The following is a 22,134-nucleotide window of genomic DNA, read 5'->3' on the forward strand; positions in this document are numbered from 1 at the left end:
GTTCGAGGCGCATTTCGACACCGCTAGATAAAGAACAAGTTCAGCGCCTGTTGCTGAACGTCCGCGTTCCCACTGCCGAGCCACTCGTTGTCGCGCCGGGCCTCGGTGAGCTGACGGCACTGCTCGGCAAAACCGGGCGCCGACCTACGCCACCTGCGCCAATGCGCATGCTGCTCGACCGCCAGGTTCCACACGTACCGGGCATGCGCACAGTGCAGCAACATCTGCCGCTCCTGCGCGCACGTGGGGTACATACGGAACTTCGCCACGCCGTCACTGTAACGGCGCAATAACGCCATAACAGCGGAATGCTCACATTCACGCTCCGCATTCCCGAAGAACCCCACACCCGGCCCACCGCTCAGCTCAACCGGTCGCCGACCGGCCGCCCCTCGACGCCGAGATCCTGCACCCGCTCGAGATCGCCCTCGACACCGTCAAAGCGACGACGAATCGCCCTGACGGCGATTCCTCTGCCCATGCCCTGCTCCGCAGGGGCTCGCATTCACCCCCGGCCCGAAGACCGGGGCACCCTGCAAGGAGACGAGGTGGCAGATAGAGACAGCTGAACGCCGACGGCCCTGTTCGTCGCGAACGTCCGTCACCTCTGGGGCGTGACGCGCGCCACAGGAACTTCGGGCGAGCCACGGAGAGTACCGAGTGTGAGTCAAAAAGAACCAGCGGAGTCCATGCGCACACGCATACGGGCGGGGGACCGGGCGGCGTTCGCCGAGCTCTACGACCAGTACGCGCGGGCGGTCTACAACCAAGCCCTGCGGCTGACCGGCAACTGGTCACAGGCCGAGGAGGTCATGTCCGAGACGTTCCTTGCCGCCTGGCGCGGCCGGGAGCGGGTCGAGCCGGAGGGCGAATCGCTGGGGCCCTGGCTGCTCGGTATCGCCACCCACAAGGCGCGCAACGCCAACCGGAGCCTGCGCCGGCGGCTCGCCTTCCTCGCGCGCAGCCCGCAGCCGCGTCCCGTGGAGGACTTCGCGGAGGAGACGGCGGGGAGGATCGACGACGCCCGCCGGCTCGCGCTGGTCCACCAGGCGCTGGGCCGGCTGCGCCGCCAGGAGCGTGAGGTGTTCGCGCTGTGCGTGTCGGCCGGGCTCGACTACCGGCAGGCCGCGCAGACGCTCGGTGTCCCCGTCGGCACCGTACGGTCGAGGCTCTCGCGAGCCCGGGCCCGGCTCGCCCGGCTCAGTTCCGGGCAGGACAGCGCGAGGACGGAACCCCCCGGCCCCCGTGGAGAGATGGAGAGTGAGGCCGCGTTCGCGGCCCTGTTCCTGCAGGAGGAGACCCGATGAACGCCGACGGTCGACGGACCGAGGACGCGCTGGAGTTGCTGTCCGCGCCAGCCGAATGGGACCTCCCGCCGGAGCGGCACCTCCACTACAAGGACGTCCTGATGCAGCAGATCGACCAAGACCTCGGCCACACTCCCGCCGCCGCTCCCGTTCCCGCCGCGGTCCCGTCCCCGCGCCGCCGGCTGACGCGTCCGGCCATCCTGGTGCCCCTCGCCTCGGCGGTGCTGGCCGGAGCGCTGGTCCTCACCCTCAGCGGCACAGGCGGCCCCGTCCCCGCGCCGACGGACCGGGCAGCCACCGGCAGCGCCCGCGCCCAGAGCGCCTCGCTCACCCTGAACCGGATCGCCGTCGCCGCCATGGCCAGTGACGCCACGCGGGTCAGGGACGACCAGTTCGTGTACGTCAGGAGCCTGACCGTGTCGAACAAGGGAACGTTCGAAGGGCCCGTGGAACTCGGCGCCCCGCACACGGTGGAGACATGGACCTCGCAGGACCCCCGGCCCCTCAAGACCACCGGCTGGATACGCGAGTCCGGCAAGGACGCCGTGATGCCCGACGAGACGATCCCCATCGAGTCCACCGACGCTGTCCCGGCAGGCATCGACCACCCCACCTACACCTGGCTGTCCTCGCTGCCGACAGACCCCGACGCCCTGCTCACCCGGCTGCGCCGCGACGTCCGCGTGTCCGACGGAGAGTCCAGGGAACAGGCCGTCTTCTCCCTGATCGGCGACCTGCTGAGCCAGACGCTCATGCCACCGCGGAACACCGCCGCGCTGTACAAGGCGGCCGCGAGGATACCGGGCGTCGAGCAGATCCCGGACGCCGTCGACGTGGCCGGGCGGCACGGGATCGCCATCACACGCGAGGACGCCTCCTCCGCCACGCGTGACGAATGGATCTTCGACAAGCGCAGTCTCGCGTTCCTCGGCGCGCGCGGCTTCATCACCCACGACCAGCAGAAGGGCATCACGACCGACACGCTGATGGGCAGCACAGCCGTGCTGCGGCGCGCCGTCGTCGACCGGCACGGCGAGGAGTCCGCGGGGGCCGACAGCTGATCAACAGGGGGCGAACTTGCGGGCCCTGCCGGCCCCCGAGTTCGCCCCCGGCTTGCCGGGGTTCGCGAGGGGCGAGCAGGCCGCCGGCCGGTTTGCCGGGATGCTCGTGCAGTCTTGCCTGGCTTCGCTCGGGAAAACGGGGTCAGGCGCAATTCCGCGAGGACGCCTGTCGGGAAGGCGAGGGATCAGACTCGCTTCCACGGCCCGGCAGTTGCCCCGGAGCGGCCTCTTGCCGGTGGGGAGCACGCCGTCTCTCAGCCGCACCTCGGCGGTGACGTGGATTACAAGGCGGTCTGTTCCCACTCCCAGGGCCTGGCGTGGATCTCCTGCAGCAACTCGGCGAAGGTATCGCCGTCGAAGAGCAGGCCGTTGTACTCCGTCGGGATCCGCCTGTCGTTGATCACGGCGGTGGGCGTCCCCGGCCCGTCGGGATCCTTTGCACCCCCGGCCCGCTCGTACGCCTTCTCGGAGGCGGTGACGAAGGAGCGGTATTTCATGCTCTTGACGGCCGCGTTGAACTCCGGGCCGCGCAACCCCTCTACCTGACCGGCCAGTTCCAGTAGACGGGCATCGGTGTACCCGTCGACGCTCTCCTCGGGCTGGTTGGCGTAGAGCACTTCGTGGTACTCCGCGAATTTGCCCTCCTCCAGTGCGGCCCGCAGTGCGTTGACCGCCTTCTTCGAGCCGCTGCCGCCGAGCCGGTCGTCCAGGAAGGAGGCCAGGGTGTACTCGGTGACTGTCCGGCGGTCGAGCGTCGCTTCCCGCAGCTGCGGGGAACCGCCGGTGGTTTCGAACTCCTCACAGACCGGGCAGCGCGGATCCTCGTACAGGTGCACGGTCACCTTCGCGTCCGGATCGCCCACCAGGATGGTGGTGCCGTCCTTTGCGAGCTTCTCCGGCAGCTTCTCCGCGCTCTCGAACGCGGGTTTGTCTTCGGCCCATCGGTGCCCGCACCCTGTCAGTGTCAGCACTGTGGCCGCGCACAGCACAGCCCACCGCCCCCCACGCACCATGCGCCATCCCCTCCCCGAAGATCAGCGCGACCTTAGATCATCTGTGCGACATGCGCACAGTTCATTTCGTCCGGGGGACCGCGTTGAGGCGTGTCTCTCGCCGAGCGGTCCCTGGGCAGGACCGCGTTCGTGGTGCCGGCTTGTGCGCGTCCGGTGCTGCGACCGCACAGCTTCGCCGGGTTGCGTCCAGGCCACCCGGTGACTCGCAGCCTGGAGGGCCACTCCCGAGGCGGCATCGAGCGATAAGTTGCGACACGAAGAGAGGTCTTCTTGGGCGGCGGCCAAGTTCGATGACCGGTGAGGAGGCTCCAGCGTGAGCGACATCGTGGTCCAGAAGATCGTCCGGCCTGAGCGCGCAGTATCGGGCTCGTGGCTGGAGGTGATCGCCTCGAATCTCGATTACCACCGGGCGACCTTCCTGTGGAAGTGCGAGGGCCTCTCGGATGAACAGCTGCGGCTGCGTCCTGTGCGGTCGTCGGCGTTGAGCCTGCTGGGGCTCATGCGCCATCTGCAGGGGGTTGAGCGTGCCTGGTTCCAGCGGACGTTGGCCGGCACGTCGCCGCGCTTCTTTCCCTATCGGACCTACGTCACCGCTGATGGCGGCGAGTGGTACGACGAGTCGGACGCTACGCCGGCCAGGGACGTCTACGAGGACTACCTCAAGGCGTGCGAGGAGTCGCGGCAGATATTCGCGAAGGTGACCGCCGACATCGCGCGCATCGTGCCGAACCCTGAATTCGGAGACACCGATGTGCGGTTCGTCCTTGAGCACGTGATCGAGGAGTACGCCCGCCACGTCGGCCATGCGGATCTCCTCCGTGAGGGCATCGACGGCGCCACCGGCGAGTAGCCGACCGCCCAGCGGATGCGGGCGCGTTCCTTAGCGCTCGGCGGCCGGCAGGTCCGCGGCCGAGGGACACCTGGCACTACGTCATCCTCACCCATGGACGCCAGACCCCCGCCGAAGCCCAGCGCGCTCCGCGGACCGGCTTGGTCCCGGACCGCCTGCAACAGCCGAACATCCAGACGGACACGCAGGCAGGTGCCGCTACTTCGACAGCTGTTCCGTCAGGTCCTTGACGAGACGCCAGTCGCCACCCTCCCGCTCGAAGACGAACCGGTGGTCACCCATATAAGGCGGAGTCGCCTCCAGCCCACCGCCATGCGTGTCGGACAGATACGGAGTGGTGGTCTCAGTGACGTCCACCGTGAATTGCGCGCCCTTCCTCTCCACCTCGGTCACCTGGGCTCGGGCGTCGGCCTGGTTCCAGACCTTGCCCCGGGGCGGGGCGTACTTCCGCCAGAAGGCATCGGGCGCATCCGCGCTCCGCTGGAAGACCTCCTCGGCGGCCTGCTCGAGAGACTTCCGCTCGGCGGCCGCGGCTTGGTGCTTCACCACCAGCCCGCCGGGCACCGCCACGAGAATCACCGCAGCGGCGGCCGGCCCCACCCTGTACTTCTTCCGCACCTTGCCCCCAGCTCAAGACGCATCGACATATCGATGCGACGATCTGCCGGAGACTAACAACGATCAAACCCCCGCTTCGACGAATCCGCAGGCAGAAGGCTTGATCGCGCATGCGTGGACCGGACGGACGGGGCCCTGCCGGCTTCGCCGGTGCCATGATCTACCCTTCGCTCACTGGCCACACACGCCCCACAGTTCCCGCACATCTCCGGGCGCGTCGGCATTCTCATTCGTTCCGGGGAGTTCGAACCAGCCGTGCGTATGCGCACCCTCACGGCCGCCACCACACTGGCGGTCCTTTTCAGTTCGGCGGTCCTCACCGCCACGCCCGCGACCGCGGACACCACCGCGAGCCTGCCGGTGAAGCAGCCCGTCGACATCGTGGTGGACGGCGTCCACCAGCGGGTCTTCGTCAGCGACCCGAGCAACGGCAAGATCGTCGTCACCGACTACGCGGGGACGGTGGTCCGTCAGCTGACGAACCTGCCGGGCGTCGTGGGCCTGGAACTGTCCGCCGACTCCGGCACGCTGTATGCGGCCGTGCGGGACGCCGGCGCGATCGTCGCGTTCGACACCGCGACCGGCACCGAGACCGCCCGCTACACGGTGGGCGACAGCCCGCTGAGCGTCGCCCTGGCGGGCGGCAAACTGTGGTTCGGCTACGGCGCGTCCGGCGAGGGCAACATCGGCTCGGTCGACTTCTCCGGCGAGCAGCCCGTGGTCACCCTCGCCCAGGAGGGCGTCCTCTGGTACTTCGCCCCGATGCTGGACGCCGCACCCGGCTCCAGCACCCTGATCGCGGGCGCGATCGGGCAGAGCCCGGTGAGCCTGGCGTCCTATGACGTCTCCTCGGGCACGCTCACCCGCACCGCGTACACCAGCGGCACCGGCAGCAGCCTCGGGGACCTCCAGGTCACCCCGGACGGCCAGGACGTCGTCGTGGCCAGCGGCGCGCCCTACCGCCACCAGGTGTTCCGGACGTCCGACCTCACCGCGGACGGCTCCTACGCCAGCGACGCCTACCCCAACGCGGTCGCCATCGCCCCGGACGGCGCGGTCGCGGCAGGCATCTCCGGGGCGCACGAGCCCGACGTGTACGTTTACCGGCCGGGCGGCACCGCATCCGTCCGGGAGTACGACTTCCCGGACACCGACCCCAGCGTCACCGGCGCCGACGAACTCGCCGCCGCGGGCCTGGCCTGGGCGCCGGACGGCTCCCGGCTGTTCGCGGTGACCTCCAACGACTCCGGGGTGTACTCCCTGCGGGTCCTGGAGGCGCCCACCACGCCGACCACCTCGATCACCGTGGACGCCCCGGCCACCGCGACCCGCGCCAAGCAGCTCACCGTCAAGGGCAAGGTCTCCTCCAAGGTCGCGCTGCCCGCCGGCATCAAGCTGACGGCGACCCGCACCGACCTGGAGTCGCCGAGCGGCAAGGCGCTGACCCCGGTGACCGTCAAGGCGGACGGCACCTACTCCTTCGCGGACACCCCGCCCGCGGGCGGCAAGGTCACGTACACGCTGAAGTACGCGGGCGACACCGGCCACACTTCCGGCCACACCTCCGACACCGTCGAGGTCTCGCGCGCCACGACGGCCCTGACGCTGAACAACAACGGCAAGGTCTACGCGTACGGCGCCGACGCGACGTTCACCGCGCACCTCGGCACCACGTACAAGAACCGCAAGGTGGAGATCTGGGCCGACCCGTTCGGCTCGGACAAGCCGAACACGCTGGTGAAGTCCGGCACGGTCAACTCCAGCGGGAACCTGTCCGCCGTGCTGGACCTGAAGCGGGACACCAAGGTCACGGCGAAGTTCCTGGGCGACGCCCGCTACGCGCCCAAGACGGTGACCAGCACGGTCGGTGCCCAGGTCAAGGTGTCGACGTCGGTGAGCGGCCACTACAAGACGTCATACACGTGGGGCCACACCTACTACTACTTCAAGAAGACCAAGAACCCGCTGTTCACCAACACGATGACGGCCTACCCGGGCCGCAAGCAGCGCCTCCAGTTCCAGATCTACTACAACGGCACCTGGTACGACAACGGTTCGAAGTACTTCACGCTGAGCTCCGCGGGCGTGTCCAAGGTGGAGCTGACCGGCGCGCACGACACGGGCTGGCGCACGCGCGTCCGCTCCTCGTACGTCAACTCCTCGTCGGGCGACACCGTGAACTCGACGACGTACGGCGCGTGGAAGTACTTCACCTTCACGAGCTGAGCGGAATGCGGCGCGAGCCGCAGCGTCTGCAACCGGCCAGATGCCGGCGCACATGACCCAGGGCACCCCGGTGCCCCGGTGTGCCCTGGTGTCCATGCCCGCAGTCCGGCGGGCGCGGGTGCCGGGGTCCGGTGGGATGATCACCAACGTGTGCCTCTGCTCGGTCGACACGCACGGCCGCCGCGGGGTCGTCTTCCGGTCCATGGACGTCTCGCGGCTCGTGCCGGTGCTCCTGGGACACCTCGGCTTCCGGCTCCCGTACCGGTTGGTCCCGCGGAGCCGCATCGTCGTCAGAGGTCGGCCGACCGTCCCGGAGCCGGCAGAGCCGGAGTATTTCCTCTCGGCCCGCTAGGCGTGCACAACGCCTTCTCCGGAACCGAAGGAGCCCTGACCCCGGCCGGACCACGGGCGCCTCGGGGTGGGGGAGAGGCTTCCGGACCGTCAGGAGCAGGCGTAGCTGAACGTCGCCTCCGCCTCGGCCGGCCCGGGCTGGTGCACGATCCGCAGGCGGGCCGTTCCTCGGAAGCTGCCGGGGCCGCGGACCGTCCAGCGCAGGTGCACGGTGACTCTGCGCTCGCCCCGGCGGGCCGTGCGGACCAGCTCGCCGGAGTCGTGGCCGTCGCTGCGCAGCCAGTGGTAGGTCACCGGGCCGCCACGGCCGTTTGTGGTCACGACGCCGACCAGATCGGCGGTCTGTCCGCAGTGCAACCGCCCGACGGGCGCCCGGACTTCGACGGCGGTGACCGTCGGAGCGGGGGAGGGGCGCAGCAGCAGCCACAGGAGGACGGCCGCGGCGGTCAGGAAGGCCGTCGTGGCGATCCAGGCCCGCCGTCTGCGACGGCGGGGGCGACGGTCAGGCGGTACGGGCGCGGTACGCCACTGGGCGCGCAGGACGTCCTGGTCCTCCAGGGGGATGCCGGGGCCGAAGCGCAGGAGGATCTCGCCGTCGTCTTCGCCTTCGCCGGTCGGGGGTGGCGTCGTTGCCTCGGCGGGTGCTGCTGCCAGGGGCCCGGCGGGTGTCGCTGTGGGGGTTCCGGCGGGGGTGCGGTTGCGTTTGCCGAGGAGGGTGGCCTGGTCGTCAGAGGCGGCGGTGGAGCGGGGCTGATGCGGGGCCGAGCGGGTGCGGCCGGGCAGAGTGAGCCGCTCGTCCGGCACGGTGTGCCTGGACCTGTCCCCTTCCAGGACCATGCTCTGGGCCCCGGGGCCCATATCTTCGGCACTCGTGCTTCCGGCACCTGCGTCCCGGGCATCCGCACCTCCGGACCTTGCGCTCTTGGACTCCGCGCCCTCGGACCCCGCGGCTTCAAGGCCGACAACGTCGGAACCGGCGGCTCGGGAACCGGCGACGTCGGAACCGGGGACTTCGCTTCCCCCCTCCCAGGGGCGCACGCGCTGGACGCCCACCCCCGTCCCATCCGCCGCCGTCGCTGCCGCGGTGCCCCCCGAAGCCGCCGCGGCCACCGCCGCACGCAGCTCCGTACGCCGCAGAAAACCCTCCGGAAGCGCCGCGCGCCCGGCGACCAGTGCCGCCCGGGCCGCCGCAAGCCCCTCGGAACCGGCGGCGGCGCAACAGCGCGCGAACACAGCGGCCGCGGGGGTGCCGGGAGCCACCCACGCCTCGCCGAGGGTGCGGGCCAGACCTGCCCAGGCCGCGACGTCCGCCGCACGGCGCGCGGAATCCGCCACGCCGCCCAGCGTGTCGCCCAGCACGGTGCCCAGCGCGGCCTCGGCGAGCAGGGCGACGCCGTCCGGGGCAAGGACGACGGTGTCCGCGTCCAGCGTCCCGTGGACGAGACCGGCCGCATGCAGGGCGAGCAGAGTCTGCGCGGTCTCGTTCAGGACACTGGCCGCGCTGCCCGCGTCGGGGCCCGCCCCGCCGGTCAGCAGGTCCGCAAGGGTGGGAGCCGGTGGCCGGGCGGTGATCAGCCACACCTCCCCGGACTCCGCGACGAGGTCGACCGTGCCGAGCACCCCGGGCAACCGGAGCCTGCCCACAGCGAGTACGGCCGCCGCGAGCCGCTCGCGCGTGCCCTGCGGCGCGAGCAGGGCACGGTCGATACGCAGCGCGCCGAGCACCGGCCCACCGGACTCGACCGGGAGCAGCGCGTGCCAGGTGCCGTGGCGGGCGTCGCGCGACCAGCCCGACAGGGTCCGCCCGGCGACGGTGGTGGCTGTCGTCATCTCGATCCGTTCTCGTTCTCGCCCGGTACGGCGCTCAGCACGGCGGCGCGTCCAGGGTGGCCGTCTGCGGTCCGTTCGCGGCCGCCGGAGTGCTGGTGAGCGTGACCGTCCAGGTGCCCCGGCACGGGTGGTTGGCGAAGTCGGCCACGAAGGTCACGGGGTAGTGCGTGCTGCCGGACAGCTCCTGGGTCTGATGGCCGTAGGGATCGGCGGGCGTGTCCACGTAGTAGTCGGCCGTGACGCTCACGGGCCCGGTGCCCATCGTGTCGACGGTGACGGCGGCGACCAGCGTGCCGGGGGTCTGCCCCCGCTGCCAGGAGCCGATGCTGATCGTGACCGTGCCAGGTGCGGGAGCGGCCGGGCTCGCGGCCGTCGGCGTGGGGGACTTCGCCGGCGGGGCGGCGCTCACCGTGGGGGCGGGGGAGAGCGCCGGGCTGCCCGAGGGGGTGGTGGTCGGGGTGGTGTCGGCCGTGGGGGAGGCGCCGGTCGCGGACACGGACGGTGAAGAGGCTTTCAGAGTGGGCGAGTTGACGCCCGAGGGAACCGAACTGGCCACCGTCGTCGACGTGTCGTGCGGACGGGCCGCCACGGACGTCACCCCGCCCGCCACGAACGCCAGCGCGGCCGCCCCGACGGCGGCCTTCCATCCGCTCCGCTTCACCCGGCCGAGCAGCGTCAGGGCCTGAGCCGGAGCTTCGAGGCTCGCCGTCGCGGTGAACGGGAACAACAGGGCCAGCAGCGCGGTGAGTTCGGCGAGCCGGCGGCGCCCGCGCTCCTCCCAGCCGGCGCCGTACCCCTCGACGGCGGACCGCTCCAGATCGGCCAGAAAGGCCTCGATGCCCGGACGCTGGGCCGGCTCCTTGGACAGCCCCCGGCGCAGCAGACCGCGTACGGGAGCGGGTACGTCCTCCAGCGGGACGGGGGCCCGCAGGTGCTGCAGACGCAGCGCGGCCACGTCGTCGCCGGTGAACGGGCGGCGCCCGGTCAGGCACTCGTGGAACACCGCCGCCGCGGCGTACACATCGCCGGCCGGTCCCGCCGGTTCGCCCTGCCACTGCTCGGGCGCCATGTAGGCGGGCGTGCCGACGGCCTCGGTCGCGCGTCCCGTGCGTACGGCGATCCCGAAGTCGGCGAGCGCACTCGTGCCGTCGGCGCGGACCAGCACGTTCTCCGGCTTGTAGTCGCGGTGGACCACCCCGGCAGCGTGGGCCGCGCCGAGGCCCAGCAGCGAGCCCTTGAGCAGGACCAGGGCGGCCTCGGGGCCGGTCGCCCCGTGCCGGCGCAGCAGTTGGCGCAGGCTGACGCCGTCCACCACCTCCATCACGATCGCGGCACCGCCGCGCGCCTCGACGTACTCGTACAGCCGCACCACGCACGGGTGCCGCAGCTCGCCCAGCAGCCGGGCCTCCGCGCGAAAGCGGGCGAGGAACTCCCGGTCGCCGCGCAGGCGTTCACCGAGGTACTTGACCGCCACCGGCACCCCGGTCGCGGTGTGCCGGGCCAGGACGACCCGCCCGCCGGCCCCCTCGCCGAGCGTACGCACCTCTTCGTAACCGGACACGGCCCACGGGCCGGGTCCGCCGGTGTCCTCGCTCACGCCGTTCCCTCCATGGCCGCGCCCATCGCCGGGGCCGGTGCCGCACCCCGTGCGTCACGCCGGCGCCGCACCCGGCGGGCCAGCCACCGCACCGGCGCGGACCACACCGGGAAGGCCACCAAAGCGACCACGACGACCTCGACGACCGTGGTCCACGCCGGGGACAGCCACCCCTCCAGCAGGCCGCCGATCCGGGAGCGCCAGGCCAGCAGGGCCAGGACGAGGAAGCCGTACGTGCCGACGACGACCGCGAGGCCGTACGCGGCCATACCCGCCTGCCGCGGGCCGGGCCGGCTGCCCGCGCGCAGGTCCTGCCACAGGCCCGTGCGGAAGTACGCGCTCGCCTCCTCACGCAGCCGCGGCACCCGCAGCGCGTCGGTCAGGGCCTGGTAACCGTCCAGCGGCATCAGGGGGTTGAAGTTGTAGAGCGTGTTCAGGTAGAGCCCGAAGGCGAGTTGGAACAGGACGGCCGAGGCCGCTCCTGCGGGCAGGAAGGCCGCGCCGGCCGCACACCAGCCCGCCAGCGCCGCCGTCGACAGCGGCCCGGACAGCGCGACGACCACGCGCGACCAGCGGGTGCCGAACCACATGTCGCTGGTGTCCACGAACGCGAACGGCATGCCCATCATGAGCAGGAACCCGCCGCGCCGGACCTTGCGGCCGTACGACGCCACGGCCAGCGCGTGTGTCAGCTCGTGGACGACCAGGGCGGACACGTAGCCGGCGGCCAGGAGCACCGGGCCCCACACACCCGCCCCGCCGAAGTCCAGCAGATGCTGTCGGCCCTGCGCGGCGAAGAAGGCGACCGGCCCGCCGGCCACCGACAGCCAGACCAGCGTCACGCCGGTCCGGGTGAACAGCCGCCAGCCGAAGGCCTGGTAGAGGCGGGTGACGGCCCGGTCGAGGCCGGGGACGGAGATCTCCAGCTTCAGCAGCGCCCGGTACACGGCGTGTCCCGCGCGCCGCCAGCCCGTCCGCTCCGTTTCCTCGGGACGGCCGGGCAGGCCGCGCAGCAGTCCCGCGTCCGCGAACGCGGCGAGCGCCGCCTCGATGCGCGGGAGGGCGAGTTCGCCGTAGCGGTCGGCGTAGGCGAACAGCAGGTCCCGTACGGTGTTCTCGCCGTCGACGGCGTTCCAGAGGAAGACCTCGCGCTCGTCCAGCTCCAAGTACCTGCCGGTGCGGGTGTTGTTCAGCACCCAGCGGGCCTCGCCGCGGTCGGCGGGCAGCTGCTTGAGCGCCCAGCCGGAGCGGCGGCGCGGGCGCGCGGTGAGCGGGCCGTTCGCCTCTGGTGCCGCCTCCTCCTGCGCGGCGGTGGGGAGTTGGGTGAACTGGGTGCCGACGACCTGGGTGCGCTGGCCGATGTGGGCCTCGCGGGGCTGTTCGAACACCAGACGTACGTCGCCGACGGACAGCTCGGTGCCGTCGGCGAGGTGGGCGGCACCGCCGTGCAGGTCGACGCCCGCGACGGCCGTGCCGTTGAACGAGTCCAGGTCCTCGATGCGGAAGCCCGACTCAGCGCGGACGATCCGGGCGTGGCGGCGCGACACGCTGGCGTCGGCCAGAACGACATCGCTGTCCGCGCCCCGGCCCAGCGTGGTGACCGGGCCGGTGAGCGGGACGAGCAGGGCGGGGTCGTCGAGACCCCGCAGGTGCGGCGCGGCGTACGACGTCGGTGCCGTGCCGCGGCGCAGGGTGCCGCAGTGCAGGCAGTACGGGAAGTCGCGCCGCACGTGGACGCGGCAGGCGTGGCAGAGCATGCGCCGGCTCAGCCCGCGGAGCCGCTGAGCGACGTTCCGCCGGAGAAGCCGCCGTCGGTGTCGGGCGCGGAGGGCGAGAGGCGGGTGGAGATGCCGTCGAGGCCGGGGGCGCTCACACCGCCGCGTACGCGCTCGGCACCACCGAGGATGCCCGCGCGGCCCCCGCCGCCTTCGCCGCCCCCGCCGGGTTCCCCGCCGCCACCGGGCCGGCGCCCGGTGTTCTCCTGACTGCCGCCACCACTGCCGTCACCGCCACCGGGTTCTCCACCACCGCCACCGGGCCGCCGACCGGTGTTCTCCTGGTCGCCACCGCCACCCCCGCTGCCGCCCTCGCCGCCGCCTTCGCCGCCCCCGCCGCCACCACCGGAACCCCCGTGACCGGAGCCACCGTCACCGGTTCCGCCGCCGCCTTCGCCGCCGCCACTGCCGCCGCCTTCGCCGCCGCCACTGCCGCCGCCTTCGCCGCCGCCACTGCCGCCGCCTTCGCCGCCGCCACTGCCGCCGCCTTCGCCGCCGCCTGGCCGACGTCCGGTGTTCTCCTGGTCGCCACCGCCACTGCCGCCGCTGTCTCCGCCGCCGCCCTCGCCGCTGTCTCCGCCGCCGCTGCCGCCGTCTCCGCCGTCTCCGCGGTCGTAGATGCCGCCGTGCCCGAAGTGGCCAGCGTCGCTGCCACCCTCACCACCGAAGCCACCCCCGTGACCCCCGAAGTCACCGAACCCGCCGCCGCCTCCGAAGCCGCCGTCACCGAATCCGCCGTCGGCACCGCCGCCTCCGAAGCCGCCGTCACCGAATCCGCCGTCGGCACCGCCGCCTCCGAAGCCGCCGTCACCGAATCCGCCGTCGGCACCGCCGCCTCCGAAGCCGCCGTCACCGAATCCGCCGTCGGCACCGCCGCCTCCGAAGCCGCCGTCACCGAATCCGCCGTCGGCACCACCGCCCCCGAACCCGCCGCCGCCGAATCCGCCGGTACCGCCGTCACCGAACCCGCCACCGGCACCGCCAGTACCGAATCCGCCGAAGTCACCCATGCCGCCATCGGAACCCCCACCGACATGCCCCCCGAGCCCGCCGAGGTCCGTCCCGGCCTCGTTCTCGAACCCTCCGCGGTCACCGAACTCACCGAACCCGACGCCCACATCGACCGGCGACTCCTGGCCGAGCCCCCCGCCGAGCAGGCTCTGGGCGCCGGTGGCAGAGACGTCGAAGCCGCCGGCGCCCTCGTGGCCGTCGACGGAAAGGGACAGGTCGGGCGTGTGGTCGACGGAGGCAGGATCCCCCGACACATGGTCGGTGGGAACATCCGGAACGTCGTGGTGTGCCAACGCGTGTGCCGCGCTCCCGAAGAACAGGGACGACTTGGACAGGCGCGGGTCGAGTGAGGCCGGTCCTCCGGCGGTGCCGGACTCGACGCGCAGGGCGCGGAGTTCGCCGACCTGCGCGGGTGTCAGGCCCAGTCTTCGGGCCACCTCCTCGGTGTCACCGTCGAGCTCGGCCCTGAAGGCCGGGTCGACGGCAAGGCGGGTCATGGCATCGCGAAAGGCGTTGTCGGTCATGTCCTCGGGTCTCCGTGGGTCTGCGTACGCTGCTGATGATCCCGGCGGAGTCGAGGATCCCCCTGGCCGAAGGCACCTGCTATTTCCGGCCATCCCCACCGATGCCTGTACGGACGGTTATAAGGGGCATGGCATGGCCCGCGCAAGGCTGGGAGCAGTGCACCCCGCCGAATATGCCTCCGGAAAGAGGCGGTCACTTCGGACCGAGCACCGATCGAATACAGCCACCTGTGAGGCCGCCTGAACTGCCCTGCTTCCCTGCCTCCACGTTGCGGCAGGACGGGGCGGGATTCCCCGCTCCCGGCGATCAGCCGGTGCCGGAGGGGCGACACCGCCCGAACAGCGGTCGAGCGTCCGTGAACCCCAACCCAGCCGGGTTGGAATCCCCCTCTTTTAAGAGGGGGAGGATGTCAAGTACAAGAACTGCAAGGTGGAGATCCGGGCCGATTCGTCCGGCTCGGACAAGCCGAACACGCTCGACGACGCACGACGCACTTCACCTCACGAGCAGAGCCGAACCGCAGCATCCCGCCGCCCGCCGGGTGAGGGTGGGATGATCCTGTCCTCTCCGGTACGCATGGCGACGCCACGTCCGCCGGATCGCCGGTGACCGACGAGGAAGACGAAGGACCGATGACGCTGAACGTGGGCCAACGGGTGCGGCTGGCGGCGGACCTCCGGCTGGCCGGGCCGGTGACCCCGGCCGGGGAGCCCCCGGAGGAGACGGGTGCCTTCGCCGCCTCGCTGGCCCTGGCAGCAGGCATCGAAGGCACTGTCGAGCGTGTGGACGAGCACCACCGGCAGCAGAGCCACGAGGTCCGTGAGTACCTGCGTCTCAAGTCGCTCCTCGACGACTTCGGCCACCAGATGCCGCCGGTGAGCAGAAAGCAGCTGGAGGAGCAGGTGGGGGCCCTGGAAGAGCAGTGGGCCGCCTACCAGCGGCAGATGCTCCGCGTCACGGTCCGCGTCCGGCTCGACAACGGATTCGTCCTCGACGACGTCCCCGAGGAGGCTTTCGCCTCCGCCTGACCAGGCATCGGGCCGCTCGCTTTCCGTTTCCGTCTGGTCGTGAGGGCTCGACCGCTGGTTCCGGTGGCGCCCAGGCAGATGAGGCCGCCGTCGATCGGACAGCCCCGGTCGGCAGACAGGACCTGGCTCCTGTGGCACGGGCTGGGACACCTGCTCGCCCCGGCAGGACTCGGTGAGTCTGCCGGAGCGAGCCGGGCCGAGTGCGTTCCCGCGCGGTGACCGGGCTGCGGGGTGCCTGCCCGATCACCGCCGGCCCTCCGTACCCGGGTCAGGGGAGAGGGCGGCGCTGGAGCGTGGCGGCCGGGAGGAGTGGCGGGTCAGCGGGTGAAGGTGACCCGGTGCTCCTTGAAGGCGGCGCAGTTGGAGCCGGTCACCTGGACGTACACGTTGTTGATCTGGCCGCCCCAGTCGACGCAGTGGCCCTTGCCGTACACATAGGCCGGCCCCGCGTACGAGGTGTACCGCCCGTAGTCCTGGGCGCCCTCGTCGGTGTCGGGGACGTAGATCCATGTCGACATGTCCACGGCGGTGCCCGGGTTCTGACGGATGGTCGCGACGCAGTTCTTGCCGTTCGACGCGTTGTACGTCAGGTAGACAGTGCCCAGGGAGCCGACGGGAGCGGAGTTCACGGTCTTGTAGGCGCTTCCGCAGACCTTCTGCGGCGTGGTGTTGGGTGCGGCCGAGGCGGGCGCCGCCAGAGCGGTCGTGGCCCCCAGCGCCAGGGTGGCGAAAGCGGCCGCCGTCAGAACGGAACGGTTGAATCGCATATTTCCCCCTTGTGATCTTTGGAGATGTTTGCTCCTGCCTTATGCGACTCGCGGGACGCCGGAACGGTTGTGCATCGGCCGCAAACTCCCGGTCCGCCGAACGAAGTTCCCGGTCCCTCCGACCGAACCACCGGCTCCGGGACCGTACTTACCGCCCCCGCCCCCGCTTGCCGGGCCGAACGCGCCTGCCCTGCCCGGCGACGGGTGCCTCACACCCGCCCCACGATGCCTGAGCTGCCTGTTTTCGGCGCAGTCGAATCTCGTGGACGGTGGCCGTGTTCACACGCACGCTTACTTTCATCACGACCACCCCGGCGACAACAGCAGTGCGGTCAAGCAGGTGCAGTGCCTCATCGACTTCTACAGCAAGTACGCGGACTGGCTCGACGTCGATGGGGACTACGGCCAGGCGACCCTGCGGGGCGTCTACTGGGTGCAGACATGCAACGGCACCACCGGCGGCATCGTGGGCCCCAGCACATGGTCCCGCCTCTACACCCCCAAGCCCGCCTGCGCCCTGTAGAAGCGACCTCCCGTTCCACCGCCCGCCTCCGTCTTCCGAGGCGGGGGCGGGCCGGCCGCGAACACCGCACAGGAGGATCACGCGATGACGGACACGGACCCGCATTCCGCAGGCCCCCGAGGTCAGACCCCATGCCGTCCCCAGTACCCCGACGCGTGATCCTCGGCGCGCTCGGAGCCGCCGCGTTGAGCGTGGTGCCCCACCCGCCCTCAGCGGCGGCCTCGGCCGTGGCCGTGTACACGCTGCTGTCCCGAGCCGCGTGGGGCGCGGACGGGACACTCCGGTACGCGGACGGTACGGAGATCTGGCCGCCCGAGTACTACCCGGTCCAGACCCTCACCGTGCACCACACCGACGACGGGAGCAGCGATCCCGACCCGGCCGCGGTGGTCCAGGCGATCTACCGCAACGACACGGTCGGCAAGGGCTACGGCGACATCGGCTACCACGGTCCTGCGCGACTCGGGACTCACCGCCAGCCACCGGCACGCGAACACCGTCCTGCCCACCCTGACCCCGGTCGGTGCGGCGCTCCTGCGCCTCCCCGACCAGGACCGCTGCAGCCCCCTGCAGAACAGCTGACGGCCCAGCGGCACCGGTACGGGGCGCCGGCCAGTGCCTGGCGTCACCTCCGGCCGTGACCTCAGTCAGTGAGACGGTGTCGGCGACGATCACCGTCCACGACCGTCGAAGCGCAAGAAGCACAAGGTCCAGGTGGGCTCCGCGGGCTGTCACCGTACGGCAGTGGCCCGGGGATTGACCTCACAGCGATCGATCTCGTCCACGGGTGCACTGACAACGGCCACCCGGAGCTTCGCTTTGCCCTTCGCAGGCACCAGCACCTGGTCGTAGGTCTCGCTCATGGTGAAGCCGTGTGCGTCCTTGTAGCCGATTTTCACGCCGAAGAGGCCCTCGCGCCCGTTCGGATTCCTGACCTCGACGATCGCGTCCGGGTCGTCCGTGTCCGCGCAGTGTGTGAGCACGACGGCGCCGTCCTTCAGAGGCCGGGGGGCAGCGACGGAGGGGGACGCTGTGGGGGTGGAACTCCCGGTCGGCCGCGAACGCTGCGTGCCGCCGCTCTCACCGGTACTCGGCCCGGAGTCGGCACTGGGTGCGTCAGTCACGCTGCCGGACCTTGCCGTTGTGCCGGGCTGCGGAGCGGACTTCGCTGTGCCCGACTTCGTGGCACCGCATCCGGACAACGCTATGACTGCCGCCAAAACCACTCCGGCGGTCATGTGCACCCGCTTGATCACGTCACTCTTTCGAAGAACGGAGCCGCAGGATCGATTCCAGGACGGCCGCGCTGGTCAGCGCGTGCAGAGGCTACCAGCGGGCGGAGATCCGGAACCGGCCGCCGTGAGGTGACAACGTGATCATCACGGCCTCGGCCGAGTCCTACGGAACTGCCCGTACGGAACTGCCCATGCAGCCTGTCGTCGTTATGCTGCTCAGGACATTTGTAGGGCTCCTTGTGCGACACCCGTACTGCGGTATGTGTGCCTCTTGCCCCTGCACCACGCCTGTCGACCTTCGTAGCCTTGCGTCATGTTCACATCTCACAAACCAGGACCGGACGACGCCTGGAAGGCATCGTCGAGGACAAGTCGCGGGGCATGCTCGACGGCGCGAACATGTACCACTTCATCGAGGTGAGGCGTACGGACGGCCAGTCCATGAAGGTACGCATCGACCGCCGGCTGTGGAAGTCGATCGAGGTCGGCGATCGCATCGTCAAGGAGTCGAGTGATGAGCTTTGATCTCGCGTTCTGGTACTCAGTGGATCCGGTCGATGGTACGAGTGCGCTTGGAACTTACCGGGCGATTCTCGACGAGGTCCCTGAGGCTGCAGCGCCGAATGTGGCGGTCAGCGATTTTTTGGCTGACGTCGTAAAGGTCTTCCCGGATCTGACCGAGGAGAACATGGATGGCTCTCCTTGGATGAGTCCGCTCTATTTCAGTGACGCTTTCGTTGTGGCGAGTATTTCTTGGTCTAGGCAGCAGGTGATGGCGCGAGCTCTTGCTGCTCTGGCGCGTAAGCACGGTCTTGTTTGCTTCGACCCACAGGCGGAGTCCATCATTTCTTGACCGAGAGGTCTGGAAGCGGATAGAGGCCCCGGCGTAATGGCATTCCGCCGGGGCCTCCGTGGTGTCTGACGGCAGTAGTTGACGGCAACGTCAGCGGACAGGCGCTGTACAGAGCGGTGGGTCGTCGCCGTCCTCGGTCTCGGACGCAGGCGCGAGAAGTTACCGAGGGCATGGCCGAGGAGGTCGATGGCCTGGCACTGAAGGCGGAGGCGGAGGCGGACATGGGCATACACGGTGGCGGTGACGCCGATGTGGGCGTGGCCCAACAGTTCCTTGATGACGACGAGTTCAACGCCTTGTTCCAGGAGGAGGGTTGCCGTTGAGTGGCGGAGGTCGTGGAACCGGATCGGTCGTAGGTGGGCGTTGCGGAGCAGTGCGTTGAACTGCTTGGTGAGGGTGGCGGGTTCGATCAGGTGTCCGTCAGGTCGTGTGCAGACTTGACATCCTCTCCGCCCTAAAGGACGGAGAGGATGTCAAAGCAGCCCCAACGGACAGCACCCGCACGGCAGTTCGCCCGACGGCCTGGGCCGGCTCATGTCCGAGGCGGCTGATAGGGATGGGGCATGACGATCCGCGATCTCCAGGACACGCTGGCGCAGTTCGCCCGCGAGCGCGACTGGGACCAGTTCCACACCCCGAAGAACCTCGCCATGGCCCTCTCCGGCGAGGCCGGTGAAGTCCTGGAACTCTTCCAGTGGCTCACCCCCGAACAGTCCAACGCCCTCACCAGCCGGCCCGACGAGGCCAAGGCTCTGCGCCAGGAGCTGGCCGACGTCTTCGCCTACCTGCTGCGCCTGGCGGACGTGACCGGCATCGACCTCGAGGAGGCGCTGGCCGAGAAGATCGAGCTGAACCGACACCGCTACCCCGTCGAACTGGCCTACGGGCGCGCCGAGAAGTACACGAAGCTGGGGGAGTAGCGGATCATGCGGATCTTCATGCAGCCCGCCCGGCGTTCGGATCGCACCGTCGAGCGGCACTACCAGGACACCATCGTGCGCCCGGTCGTCTTCGACGACCACGCCGACCTCCTGGACCCCGCCACTCTGCAGGAACTGCGGCGACTCTTTCCCGGCGGCAGCGCAGCGATGTGGGGCGTGATGCCGGGCAAGAACGGCGCCAATCTTCCCGAGATCCGCAAGATGGAACCCGGAGCCTGGGTGTTCTTCAGCGGCGACAAGCGCCTGTACCTGGGCGCCACCATCGCCGCGACCTGGCGCAGCCCGCAACTCGCCGAACGGCTCTGGGGCACCGATCCCGACAGCGGCACGTGGGAGTACATGTACGCGCTGGCCGGCCTGCGCGACTTCGACACTCCCGTCGAGGAGCTGCGCGACCTGCTGGGCTGGAAGGCGAACCGCAACATCATGCGCTTCCAGGCCTTCAACTCCATCGAGGCTGACCTGCTGGAGCGGCACTTCTCCCTGGAGCCCTATGCCCCGCAGCCGTTGGTCGGGGACGGCCTTGTCGTGCAGCCGCCGGTGTTGGCGGGCGTGCACAGCGACACCGCCAGCGGCGAGGACCTCCTGAGCAACGAGGCGGACGTGGAGATGCTCGCGCAACTGGCGGCCGCCACCGTCACCGCCCCGCCCCTGGCGGTCGCGCTGCTGGGCGAATGGGGAGCCGGCAAGTCGAGCTTCATTCGTCAGATGAGCAGCCGAGTCGATCAACTCGCCACGCTCGCCGCCGAGGACCCCGCCCACAGTGCATTCACCGCTACCGTCCGCCAAGTCCACTTCAATGCCTGGCACTACAGCGACGAGCAGGTGTGGTCGGGCCTGGTCGACCATCTCTTCCGTGCCCTGGCACCCACCCCCGAACCGCAGACGCCGACCCTCTCCGCCGAAGCGACTGCCGAGGAACGCCGGCGGCGAGCCGCACACCTGGCACGGCTGGAGCACGACCAGCAGCAACTCGACACCCGGCTCACCCGCACCGCTCAGGACCGGCCGATCGGATTCTTGTCCTTCGCGGGCTCCGCTCTGGAGGGGCCCCGGCTGCTGTGCACGGCCGGCCGGCTCGTGCTGCGCGACCTCCGGTACGGCTGGCTGGTCCTGGCTGTCTGGTTGGCAGTCCTCGCGGGAACCTGCGCGGTCGGGCTGTGGCTGTCCAGCTGGCTGCCCCTGCTCCTCGGCGCCGTCGCCGGTATTGCCACCCCGGTGCTGGCCCTGCTGCGGGCCCTGAGGGCCTCGCACACGCAGCACACGTCCCTCACCGGCAGACTTCGCGTCCTGCTGGAGAAGCACCAGCGCGCCCTGGCCGAGAATGTCAGCGCGGCGCGTGCCCGGCTGGCCGAGGCGGATGCCGCCGTCCGGCTGGCCGACTTCCTCACCGAACGCAGTGCTCCCGAGACCTACCAGCACTACCGGGGACTGCTGGGCACGGTCCACCACGACCTGGTCCAGCTCGACGAGCGACTGCGCGAGGCCCGCGCCGAATGGGCCGGCGCCCACTCCCGGCAGCCGCCGCCCCTGGAACGCATCGTCCTCTACATCGACGACCTCGACCGGTGCCCGCCCGCACGCGTGGTGGAAGTGCTGGCCGCCGTGCACCTGATGCTCGCGCTGCCGCTGTTCGTCGTGGTCGTGGCGGTCGACCCGCGCTGGCTTCTCACATCCCTCGAGCACCACTACCGGGATCTGTTCGCCTCGCACGACAGCACGCCCGGCTGGGCCGACGCACAGGACAGCGCCACCCCGCTCGACTACCTGGACAAGATCTTCCAGATCCCCTTCGCGGTCCCGCCGACCACCCAGGAGAAGGCCGCACGCCTTATCCGCGCTCTGCTGACCACCCCCGACGCTCCCGGCCCCGAAGGCTCGGTGCAGCCCGCGGACTCCGGGGGCCTGCCGGATGAGGAAGAGCCAGAAGGACCGGCACCGTCGACTGCCTCTGCCTCTGCACCCGAACCGGAGCCGACCGTCGATCTGACGCCAGGCCCGGACCCCACCCCCGTCCAACTGCAGCTCAAGGAGGCGGAGATCGCGTTCTTGTCCCAGATGGGTGGCCTGACTCGCACCCCCAGGGCGGCCAAGAAGCTGGTCAACCTCTACCGGCTGGCACGCATCGGGGTCGATCCGGGGGACCTGGCAGCCTTCGTGGGAACGGAAGCGACCCCAGGAGAGCACCAGGCTGTGCAGATTCTGCTGGCCCTGCTCGTGGGCAGCCCGGACCAGGCCGCCACCGTCTTCCGGCACATCCTGGAGGCACCCTCCACCAGCAAGATCACCGAAGCGTTGCGCGATCTTTCCGCCGATGTTCCTGCAGGAGCCCAAGCGGCCGACCTGATCGAGCAGATGACCACCAGCCGGCCCGTGATCATGGATACCGCCGTGTACCAGCAGTGGTGCCCCAAACTGGCTCGCTTCTCCTTCTACACGCGCAACCTCACCGGCTGACCCGGCAGCCGCGCCCCAGCCCCGGGACGCTCGGCGACCTGCAGTCGTCCTCGGTGGCTGGGCCAGGCGCAGCATGCTCGCAGACGTGCTCGAGGGCCCCGGGGCCACAAGTTCGGCCCGGTCACGTTCGGTCCATGCGTATCCGATCGACACGTCCGCGCTCTGC

22 protein-coding genes and 1 pseudogene are annotated in these 22,134 nt (G+C 70.6%); 13 read left to right on the top strand and 10 right to left on the bottom strand.

What is annotated here, in order from left to right; genetic code table 11:
* Positions 1 to 23: 23 nt before the first annotated feature.
* A complete protein-coding gene (locus OG780_RS43960; RefSeq protein ID WP_328443498.1) occupies positions 24 to 269 on the bottom strand; it encodes a helix-turn-helix domain-containing protein in 246 nt (81 codons plus the stop codon).
* Positions 270 to 689: 420 nt separating this feature from the next.
* On the opposite strand from OG780_RS43960, the gene OG780_RS43965 reads away from it, so the two are divergent.
* Complete coding sequence (locus OG780_RS43965) at positions 690 to 1,307, top strand: RNA polymerase sigma factor (protein WP_328443496.1); 618 nt, start codon at positions 690 to 692, stop codon at positions 1,305 to 1,307.
* Positions 1,304 to 2,368: a CU044_5270 family protein gene (locus tag OG780_RS43970; protein ID WP_328443494.1), complete on the top strand. Its 1,065-nt coding sequence runs from the start codon at positions 1,304 to 1,306 to the stop codon at positions 2,366 to 2,368. Before OG780_RS43965 ends, OG780_RS43970 begins: the two co-directional genes overlap by 4 nt.
* A gap of 281 nt (positions 2,369 to 2,649) precedes the next feature.
* On the opposite strand, the gene OG780_RS43975 is transcribed toward OG780_RS43970, so the two are convergent.
* Positions 2,650 to 3,381 carry a DsbA family protein gene (locus OG780_RS43975; protein ID WP_328443492.1) on the bottom strand — a complete coding sequence of 244 codons (732 nt, stop codon included), beginning with the start codon at positions 3,379 to 3,381 and terminating at the stop codon, positions 2,650 to 2,652.
* Between the two features lie 337 nt (positions 3,382 to 3,718).
* Here OG780_RS43975 and OG780_RS43980 point away from each other — a divergent pair, with 337 nt between their 5' ends.
* A complete protein-coding gene (locus OG780_RS43980) occupies positions 3,719 to 4,231 on the top strand; it encodes a DinB family protein (protein WP_443062287.1) in 513 nt (170 codons plus the stop codon).
* Between the two features lie 198 nt (positions 4,232 to 4,429).
* On the opposite strand, the gene OG780_RS43985 is transcribed toward OG780_RS43980, so the two are convergent.
* Positions 4,430 to 4,831, bottom strand: a complete 402-nt coding sequence (locus OG780_RS43985; protein WP_328443488.1) for a hypothetical protein — start codon at positions 4,829 to 4,831, stop codon at positions 4,430 to 4,432.
* 273 nt (positions 4,832 to 5,104) lie between these two features.
* Here OG780_RS43985 and OG780_RS43990 point away from each other — a divergent pair, with 273 nt between their 5' ends.
* Together OG780_RS43990 and OG780_RS44835 are read left to right on the top strand one after the other, a co-directional pair.
* Entirely contained in the window at positions 5,105 to 7,075 is a 1,971-nt protein-coding gene (locus tag OG780_RS43990; RefSeq protein ID WP_328443486.1) for an Ig-like domain repeat protein, read from the top strand.
* A gap of 136 nt (positions 7,076 to 7,211) precedes the next feature.
* The gene (locus OG780_RS44835; protein WP_443062085.1) at positions 7,212 to 7,427 is read left to right on the top strand and encodes a DUF2071 domain-containing protein; all 216 of its coding nucleotides are present in this window, start codon (positions 7,212 to 7,214) and stop codon (positions 7,425 to 7,427) included.
* An 89-nt stretch (positions 7,428 to 7,516) separates the two neighbouring features.
* Here OG780_RS44835 and OG780_RS44000 read toward each other — a convergent pair whose 3' ends face one another.
* The 4 genes from OG780_RS44000 to OG780_RS44015 all read right to left on the bottom strand — a co-directional run bounded on the left by OG780_RS44000 (position 7,517) and on the right by OG780_RS44015 (position 12,998).
* Positions 7,517 to 9,256 carry a hypothetical protein gene (locus OG780_RS44000; RefSeq protein ID WP_328443484.1) on the bottom strand — a complete coding sequence of 580 codons (1,740 nt, stop codon included), beginning with the start codon at positions 9,254 to 9,256 and terminating at the stop codon, positions 7,517 to 7,519.
* 34 nt (positions 9,257 to 9,290) lie between these two features.
* Positions 9,291 to 10,853 (bottom strand): serine/threonine-protein kinase, encoded by a 1,563-nt coding sequence (locus OG780_RS44005; RefSeq protein WP_328443482.1) that lies wholly within the window; start codon positions 10,851 to 10,853, stop codon positions 9,291 to 9,293.
* Positions 10,850 to 12,610: a PqqD family peptide modification chaperone gene (locus OG780_RS44010; protein WP_328443479.1), complete on the bottom strand. Its 1,761-nt coding sequence runs from the start codon at positions 12,608 to 12,610 to the stop codon at positions 10,850 to 10,852. The genes OG780_RS44005 and OG780_RS44010 overlap by 4 nt, the downstream gene beginning before the upstream one ends.
* Before the next feature lie 112 nt (positions 12,611 to 12,722).
* Positions 12,723 to 12,998 carry a hypothetical protein gene (locus OG780_RS44015; RefSeq protein WP_328443477.1) on the bottom strand — a complete coding sequence of 92 codons (276 nt, stop codon included), beginning with the start codon at positions 12,996 to 12,998 and terminating at the stop codon, positions 12,723 to 12,725.
* Here OG780_RS44015 and OG780_RS44020 point away from each other — a divergent pair.
* Positions 12,985 to 13,989, top strand: a complete 1,005-nt coding sequence (locus OG780_RS44020) for a hypothetical protein (protein WP_328443475.1) — start codon at positions 12,985 to 12,987, stop codon at positions 13,987 to 13,989. The genes OG780_RS44015 and OG780_RS44020 overlap by 14 nt on opposite strands.
* Before the next feature lie 780 nt (positions 13,990 to 14,769).
* Complete coding sequence (locus OG780_RS44025; RefSeq protein WP_328443473.1) at positions 14,770 to 15,192, top strand: hypothetical protein; 423 nt, start codon at positions 14,770 to 14,772, stop codon at positions 15,190 to 15,192.
* A 317-nt stretch (positions 15,193 to 15,509) separates the two neighbouring features.
* Here OG780_RS44025 and OG780_RS44030 read toward each other — a convergent pair whose 3' ends face one another.
* Positions 15,510 to 15,959 carry a spore-associated protein gene (locus tag OG780_RS44030; RefSeq protein ID WP_328443471.1) on the bottom strand — a complete coding sequence of 150 codons (450 nt, stop codon included), beginning with the start codon at positions 15,957 to 15,959 and terminating at the stop codon, positions 15,510 to 15,512.
* A gap of 340 nt (positions 15,960 to 16,299) precedes the next feature.
* Here OG780_RS44030 and OG780_RS44035 point away from each other — a divergent pair, with 340 nt between their 5' ends.
* Together OG780_RS44035 and OG780_RS44840 are read left to right on the top strand one after the other, a co-directional pair.
* Positions 16,300 to 16,482 (top strand): peptidoglycan-binding domain-containing protein, encoded by a 183-nt coding sequence (locus OG780_RS44035; protein ID WP_328443469.1) that lies wholly within the window; start codon positions 16,300 to 16,302, stop codon positions 16,480 to 16,482.
* A gap of 131 nt (positions 16,483 to 16,613) precedes the next feature.
* Positions 16,614 to 17,123 (top strand): hypothetical protein, encoded by a 510-nt coding sequence (locus tag OG780_RS44840; protein ID WP_443062084.1) that lies wholly within the window; start codon positions 16,614 to 16,616, stop codon positions 17,121 to 17,123.
* 90 nt (positions 17,124 to 17,213) lie between these two features.
* On the opposite strand, the gene OG780_RS44045 is transcribed toward OG780_RS44840, so the two are convergent.
* Positions 17,214 to 17,465, bottom strand: a complete 252-nt coding sequence (locus OG780_RS44045; RefSeq protein WP_328443467.1) for a hypothetical protein — start codon at positions 17,463 to 17,465, stop codon at positions 17,214 to 17,216.
* Positions 17,466 to 18,023: 558 nt separating this feature from the next.
* Here OG780_RS44045 and OG780_RS44050 point away from each other — a divergent pair.
* Positions 18,024 to 18,242 carry a DUF7489 domain-containing protein gene (locus tag OG780_RS44050; RefSeq protein WP_328443465.1) on the top strand — a complete coding sequence of 73 codons (219 nt, stop codon included), beginning with the start codon at positions 18,024 to 18,026 and terminating at the stop codon, positions 18,240 to 18,242.
* Positions 18,232 to 18,570, top strand: a complete 339-nt coding sequence (locus OG780_RS44055) for a hypothetical protein (protein WP_328443463.1) — start codon at positions 18,232 to 18,234, stop codon at positions 18,568 to 18,570. Before OG780_RS44050 ends, OG780_RS44055 begins: the two co-directional genes overlap by 11 nt.
* Positions 18,571 to 18,731: 161 nt before the next feature.
* Here OG780_RS44055 and OG780_RS44060 read toward each other — a convergent pair.
* Positions 18,732 to 19,007: pseudogene (locus tag OG780_RS44060) on the bottom strand (tyrosine-type recombinase/integrase); the annotation flags it as partial.
* 126 nt (positions 19,008 to 19,133) lie between these two features.
* Here OG780_RS44060 and OG780_RS44065 point away from each other — a divergent pair.
* Positions 19,134 to 19,490, top strand: coding sequence for a nucleotide pyrophosphohydrolase (locus OG780_RS44065; RefSeq protein ID WP_328443461.1), 357 nt, complete (start codon positions 19,134 to 19,136; stop codon positions 19,488 to 19,490).
* Between the two features lie 6 nt (positions 19,491 to 19,496).
* On the top strand, positions 19,497 to 21,968 hold the full coding sequence (locus OG780_RS44070; RefSeq protein WP_328443459.1) for a P-loop NTPase fold protein: 2,472 nt from the start codon (positions 19,497 to 19,499) through the stop codon (positions 21,966 to 21,968).
* Positions 21,969 to 22,134: the final 166 nt, after the last annotated feature.

It is taken from the genome of Streptomyces sp. NBC_00386, from assembly GCF_036063235.1.
In the GTDB taxonomy this organism is placed as follows: domain Bacteria; phylum Actinomycetota; class Actinomycetes; order Streptomycetales; family Streptomycetaceae; genus Streptomyces.

What these genes read in the sequence shown, in the direction of transcription:
- OG780_RS43965 (WP_328443496.1), top strand. Translation starts at nt 690, where the DNA reads ATGCGCACACGCATACGGGCGGGGGACCGGGCGGCGTTCGCCGAGCTC.
- OG780_RS43970 (WP_328443494.1), top strand. Translation starts at nt 1,304, where the DNA reads ATGAACGCCGACGGTCGACGGACCGAGGACGCGCTGGAGTTGCTGTCC.
- OG780_RS43975 (WP_328443492.1), bottom strand. Translation starts at nt 3,381, where the DNA reads ATGGTGCGTGGGGGGCGGTGGGCTGTGCTGTGCGCGGCCACAGTGCTG.
- OG780_RS44835 (WP_443062085.1), top strand. Translation starts at nt 7,212, where the DNA reads ATGATCACCAACGTGTGCCTCTGCTCGGTCGACACGCACGGCCGCCGC.
- OG780_RS44000 (WP_328443484.1), bottom strand. Translation starts at nt 9,256, where the DNA reads ATGACGACAGCCACCACCGTCGCCGGGCGGACCCTGTCGGGCTGGTCG.
- OG780_RS44010 (WP_328443479.1), bottom strand. Translation starts at nt 12,610, where the DNA reads ATGCTCTGCCACGCCTGCCGCGTCCACGTGCGGCGCGACTTCCCGTAC.
- OG780_RS44030 (WP_328443471.1), bottom strand. Translation starts at nt 15,959, where the DNA reads ATGCGATTCAACCGTTCCGTTCTGACGGCGGCCGCTTTCGCCACCCTG.
- OG780_RS44840 (WP_443062084.1), top strand. Translation starts at nt 16,614, where the DNA reads ATGCCGTCCCCAGTACCCCGACGCGTGATCCTCGGCGCGCTCGGAGCC.
- OG780_RS44055 (WP_328443463.1), top strand. Translation starts at nt 18,232, where the DNA reads ATGAGCTTTGATCTCGCGTTCTGGTACTCAGTGGATCCGGTCGATGGT.
- OG780_RS44065 (WP_328443461.1), top strand. Translation starts at nt 19,134, where the DNA reads ATGACGATCCGCGATCTCCAGGACACGCTGGCGCAGTTCGCCCGCGAG.
- OG780_RS44070 (WP_328443459.1), top strand. Translation starts at nt 19,497, where the DNA reads ATGCGGATCTTCATGCAGCCCGCCCGGCGTTCGGATCGCACCGTCGAG.